Origin of the sequence: Kitasatospora sp. NPDC091257 (assembly GCF_044757675.1) — a bacterium.
Classification (GTDB): domain Bacteria; phylum Actinomycetota; class Actinomycetes; order Streptomycetales; family Streptomycetaceae; genus Kitasatospora; species Kitasatospora lactacystinica.
Genome location: NZ_JBIVVI010000643.1, coordinates 1 through 5,244 on the forward strand (window position 1 = coordinate 1; position 5,244 = coordinate 5,244).

The 5,244-nt window shown below is 73.0% G+C and carries 4 protein-coding genes; 1 reads left to right on the forward strand and 3 read right to left on the reverse strand.

Annotated elements, in window-relative coordinates; all coding sequences use genetic code 11:
• Positions 1-86: 86 nt before the first annotated feature.
• Positions 87-1,805 carry a hydrogenase maturation protein gene (locus ACIQOV_RS26285; RefSeq protein WP_401052466.1) on the reverse strand — a complete coding sequence of 573 codons (1,719 nt, stop codon included), beginning with the start codon at positions 1,803-1,805 and terminating at the stop codon, positions 87-89.
• A gap of 183 nt (positions 1,806-1,988) precedes the next feature.
• Positions 1,989-2,912, reverse strand: a complete 924-nt coding sequence (locus ACIQOV_RS26290; RefSeq protein ID WP_401052469.1) for a DUF4231 domain-containing protein — start codon at positions 2,910-2,912, stop codon at positions 1,989-1,991.
• A gap of 131 nt (positions 2,913-3,043) precedes the next feature.
• Between ACIQOV_RS26290 and ACIQOV_RS26295 the strand changes: the two genes are divergently transcribed.
• Complete coding sequence (locus tag ACIQOV_RS26295; protein ID WP_401052472.1) at positions 3,044-3,493, forward strand: VOC family protein; 450 nt, start codon at positions 3,044-3,046, stop codon at positions 3,491-3,493.
• Positions 3,494-3,570: 77 nt separating this feature from the next.
• Here ACIQOV_RS26295 and ACIQOV_RS26300 read toward each other — a convergent pair whose 3' ends face one another.
• Positions 3,571-5,031 carry an NCS2 family permease gene (locus ACIQOV_RS26300; protein ID WP_401052474.1) on the reverse strand — a complete coding sequence of 487 codons (1,461 nt, stop codon included), beginning with the start codon at positions 5,029-5,031 and terminating at the stop codon, positions 3,571-3,573.
• Positions 5,032-5,244 lie beyond the last annotated feature (213 nt).

Sequence of the window (5,244 nt, forward strand, 5' to 3'; positions counted from 1 at the left end):
CCCACCCCGGCCGGGCGCCGCCCGTCCCCGCTCCCGGTATCCGCGCGGTCCCCGCCTGCGGCCCCCGCCGGGGCCCGGGCCGACCGTTACGGCTGTCCGGGCCGCCCGAGCAGCCCCGCCACGTGCTCCGGCGTGGCCACCGGGCAGACCTTGTGCACGAAGTCCCGCCGCAGCGCGTGGTACGGCTCGCCCGCCCGGTAGAAGTTGGCGTGCATCCGGCGCAGTTCCTCCGCCCGGTACTCGGCCAGCGGCTTGGCCTCCTCGTCGACCGCGCGGCGGCGCTTCTTGTCCACCAGCCGCCCGGTGAGGTCCGGCGCGGCGGCGATCCGGGCCGCCTCGCGCGCCACCCAGCGGCGGAACCCGGCCGCGTCCCCGCCGACCGTGCGGTCCACCAGGCCGATCCGGCGGGCGTGGTCGGCGCCGACCGGCAGCGCCTCGGCGGTGAGCCGCTCGGCCTGCTCGGCGCCGACCCGGCGGGGCAGGGTGTACGTCCAGTACTCGGAGCCGTACAGGCCCATCAGCCGGTAGTGCGGGTTGAGCACCGCCGACTCCCGGCACCACACCTCGTCGGCGGCGAGCGCCGCCATCAGCCCGCCGGCGGCCGCGTTCCCGGCCAGCGCCGCCACCGTCACCTTGTCCGTCGTGGTCAGCACCGCCTCGACGAAGTCGTCCATCGCGTTGATGTTCTCCCAGGACTCCAGCGCCGGGAAGGGCGCGCCCTGGATGACGTTGAGCTGGATCCCGTTGGAGTAGAAGTCCCGGGGCGCGCCGAGCACCAGCACCGAGGTCGGCCGGTCGGCCGCCTCCCGGTAGGCGGTGAGCAGCCGACGGCACTGCTCGGTGCTCATCGCCCCGCCCGCGTGGGCGAATTCGAGGAAGCCGACCTCGCCCTCCTCCCGGTAGCGCAGCTCCGACCAGGTGTCCCGGCGGCCCGCCCGCTCCGGGCTCACCGGCACCTCGCGGACCCGGTACAGCTCGTCGGCGAGCACCGTGGCGGCCGGCAGCTTGAAGGTGACCGGCCCGCCGGGGGTGCGGCGCGGGCGCAGTTGCGGTATCCACACCGCGCCGTCCACGGTGGCCCGGCAGATCGCGCCGTCCCGGGTGGCCAGCACGGCGCCGGGCACCGGGCCGCGCAGTTCGTCCTCGGGGTGGCCGCCGTGCAGGAAGAACTCCCGTCCGTACAGCTCGTCCAGGACGCCGGGCTGGGAGTCGGCGGCGCGCAGCCTGCGCAGCACGGTGGCGGTGTCGTCCCGCTCCCAGTCGATCCGGCGTTCCTCCTGGCGCAGGAAGGGGCGCGCTTCGCCGTGCACGTCCGGCCGGGCGTAGTCCAGCGGCTCGGGGGTGAACAGCCCGCCCTCGTACCGCTGGACGGCCAGCAGGACGGCCTCGGTGGCGGCGTCGGCGAGCTCGCCCCGGTACAACTCGCTCTTGCCGCAGGCGGGGACGGGAAACTCGACGGACGCCCAGATGTCGCCGGCGTCCATCTCCGCGACGGCCTGCAGCACGGTGACGCCCCAGCGCTCCACCCCCTCGGTGATCGCCCGGTCGAGCGAGGAGGGGCCGCGGTCGCCCTTGGGGCCCGGGTGCACGATCAGGACGGTCCGGGTGGACCAGATGTCCTGCGGGACGGCCTTGGTGAGCATCGGGCAGACGATCAGCTCGGGGTCGGTGCGGGCCACCGCCGCCCTCATCCGCTCGTCGTCGAGGGCGAGTTGGACGGCGACCTGGTGGCCGCGCTCGCGCAGGGCGGTGTGGACGCGCTGGGTCAGGCTGTTGAACGCGCTGGCGATCAGGAGAATGCGCAAGGAGGGCCTCCGGCGGGAACTGGGGTCGCGCGCAGGCGATGAAACCAGGGCATGGACACGTAATGATTACGGTCCGTACCTGGGCGCTCTACCCTCACGCACCCCGCACACCTGCGCCCCGCGTTTCGCCGGATCTCCCCAAGTCCCCGCTCCGGTCGAGTACTCTTCCCCGCCCGGCCCGGCTCAGCGCGGGAACGCCCTGCGGGCCCGCCAGGTGGTGTGCTCCCGGGAGACCGCGTCCTCGGCCTCGGCGGCCAGCCGGGCCCAGTCCGCCTCGGCGTCCGGCGCCCGGAGGTCGAGGTCGGACAGCTGGTTGCCGACGTTCTCCAGCTCGCGCGCGGCCAGTTGGTAGGCGGCGGCCAGCGGGCCGAGCTGCTTGAGCTGCGTCCAGGCGATGATCGCCGCGGCCGCGGCCGAGGTGGCGCCGAACAGGTGCACCGGCAGCGCGCCGGTGGCCTGGGCGACGGCCGCCGCGGCACCGACGATGATCAGCACCGCGACGCCGAGCCCCCAGGAGACCGCCTGCGAGTCGCAGGCCTCGGCCCGGGAGCGGTACCAGGTGCGCTGGCCCTCGACCCGGGTGCGCAGGTAGAGGGTGCGCCGCGCGGTCAGGCTCTCGGCGCGCCGGCGGCGCATCTCCGGGGTGATCTCGGCGACGCTGCCGGGCGGCACGATCTCCGGGTCCTCGAAGGCCCGCAGCACGTCCTCGACCTGGAGCAGGTAGCCGCGGTCGACGTCCGCGGACTCGGCCGGGCCGTCGAACGGCCAGGCCCGGACGGTGTACTTCCAGGCCAGCGTCTTGACCGACTCGGCCGCCGCCCGGGCCTGGTACCAGCGGCCCTGCGGGTTGCTGCGGCGCAGCCGGGACCAGAAGTAGCCGGCCACCAGGAAGGCGGCGACCGAGAACAGCGGCCAGACGTCGAAGTCACCCTTGTCGTCCGGGCCCGGGAACGACCCGATCACAGCGGCGACCACCAGCATCGCGATCAGTCCGCGGTACCAGCGCAGCGTCTCGCGCTGGCCGTCCAGCGAGGCCTTGTCCGTCGTCCGGAACAGCTCCGGAAGCAGCTGTGCCTCGACGCCCCCCGGCGGATCCTGTTGCACCATCGGTCGAGTCCCCTCCCCCTTCTCCGTCCAGGCAGTATTCCCACCGCCAACTCGCCTACACGAGTGCCTTTTTGACAACTTCTGACGGCCGGTCGTTGCCCGCCCTCCCGGTAACCGGTACAAACGGTTACATGCCGCTGCACTGGAAGCTCGTCATCGACTGCGCCGATCCGCACCGCCAGGCCGCCTTCTGGGCCGCCGCCCTGGAGTACAGGCAGGAGGACCACGGCGCGCTGATCACCCGGCTGCTCGCCGCCGGCGCGGTCGGCCCGGAGGACCTCACCGAGCTGGACGGCCGCCCGGCCTGGCGCTCCCTGGCCGCCGTCCGCCACCCCGAGGACCCGTTCGATCCGGCCTCGGACACCGGCCTCGGCCGCCGTGTCCTGTTCCAGGCCGTCCCCGAGCCCAAGCGGGGCAAGAACCGCCTGCACCTCGACGTCCACCCCGGCCCGGGCGAGCGCGAGGCCACCGTCGCCCGCCTCGGATCCCTCGGCGCCGCCGTCCTGCGGCACGTCGAGGAGCCCGGCGGCTCCTGGACCGTCATGCGGGACCCGGAGGGCAACGAGTTCTGCGTCCACTGACCGGACGGCCGCCCGCGGGAACGCCGGAGCCCCGCCCTCCCGGAACCGGGAGGACGGGGCTCGGTCGGCGTACGGCGTCAGAGCAGGCCGAAGGCCGGCATCAGGTAGTAGAAGGCGAACACCGTCGCCACCGCGTACATCGGGACGGGGACCTCCCGGCCGCGGCCGGCGGCCAGGCGCATCACACAGAAGACGATGAAGCCCATGCCGATGCCGTTGGTGATGCTGTACGTGAACGGCATCATCACGATGGTCACGAAGGCCGGGATCGCGATCGTGTAGTCGGCCCAGTCGATCGCCTTGATCGAGTTGGCCAGGATCAGGAAGCCGACGGTGACCAGGGCCGGGGTGGCGGCCTGGGCCGGGACCATGGTGGCGAGCGGGGTGAGGAAGAGCGCCACCACGAAGAGCAGGCCGGTGACGATCGAGGCGAAGCCGGTCCGGGCGCCCTCGCCGACACCGGCGGTGGACTCGACGAAGCAGGTGTTGGCGGAGGCCGAGGTGGCACCGCCGGCCGCGGTGGCGATGCCGTCGACCATCAGGACCTTGTTGATGCCGGGCAGGTCGCCCTTCTCGTCCAGCAGGTGGGCCTCGTCGGCCACGCCGAGGATGGTGCCCATCGCGTCGAAGAAGCAGGACATCAGCACGGTGAAGACGAAGAGCAGGCCGGTCAGCACGCCGACCTTCTCGAAGCCGCCGAACAGGCTGACCTTGCCGACCAGTCCGAAGTCCGGCGCGGAGACCGGGTTGCCCGGCCAGGTCGGGACGGTGAGGCCCCACTTGGCCGCCGGGACGTCGGCCACCTTGTCGATGACCGCGGCGAGCGCCGTGGAGACCGCGATGCTGATCAGGATGGCGCCGGGCACCTTGCGGATCAGCAGGACCAGGGTGAGCAGCAGGCCGACCACGAAGATCAGCACCGGGAAGCCGAGCAGGTGCCCGTTGCCGCCGAGCTGGAGCGGGACGGTGGTGTGGGCGGCGTCCGGGATGCGGCTGACGAAGCCGGAGTCGACCAGGCCCACCAGGCTGATGAACAGACCGATACCGATCGCGATGGCCTTGCGCAGGCCGAGCGGGACGGCGTTCATGACGCGCTCGCGCAGACCGGTGGCGACCAGCAGCATGATCGCGAAACCGGCCAGCACGACCATGCCCATGGCGTCCGGCCAGGTCATCCTGGGAGCGAGCTGGAGCGCCACGATCGTGTTGACGCCGAGGCCGGCGGCCAGGCCGATCGGGACGTTGCCGATGACGCCCATCAGCAGGGTGGTGAGACCCGCGGTGAGGGCGGTGGCGGTGACCAGCTGGCCGCTGTCCAGGTGGGCCCCGGTGACGTCCGTGCCGCTGGCCAGGATGATCGGGTTCAGCACCAGGATGTACGCCATGGTGAAGAAGGTGGCGACACCACCGCGGATCTCGCGCGGCAGGGTGGAGCCTCGCTCGCTGATCCGGAAGAAGCGGTCGACGGCGCTCGTGGGGGGCTTCGGCGCGGCGTCGGCGGGTTCGGGCGACTCGGTGGTCGGCTGGACCACAGGCATGCGTGCGTCCTCTGTGGGGGAGCTGAGGAGAGGGTGGGGGACGCCCGGGGCGACGGTGGCCGGGCGCAGATCTTTAAGTATGGTTTCCCGATCGCACACGCGCTATCTTCGCGCGTAGAGCCTGCGGCTTCGCGATCTACACCGCCGGCGGCTGGCAGGTCTACGGCGGCACCAGCGCCGCCGCGCCGCTCTGGTCCGGCTACGCGGCCCAGT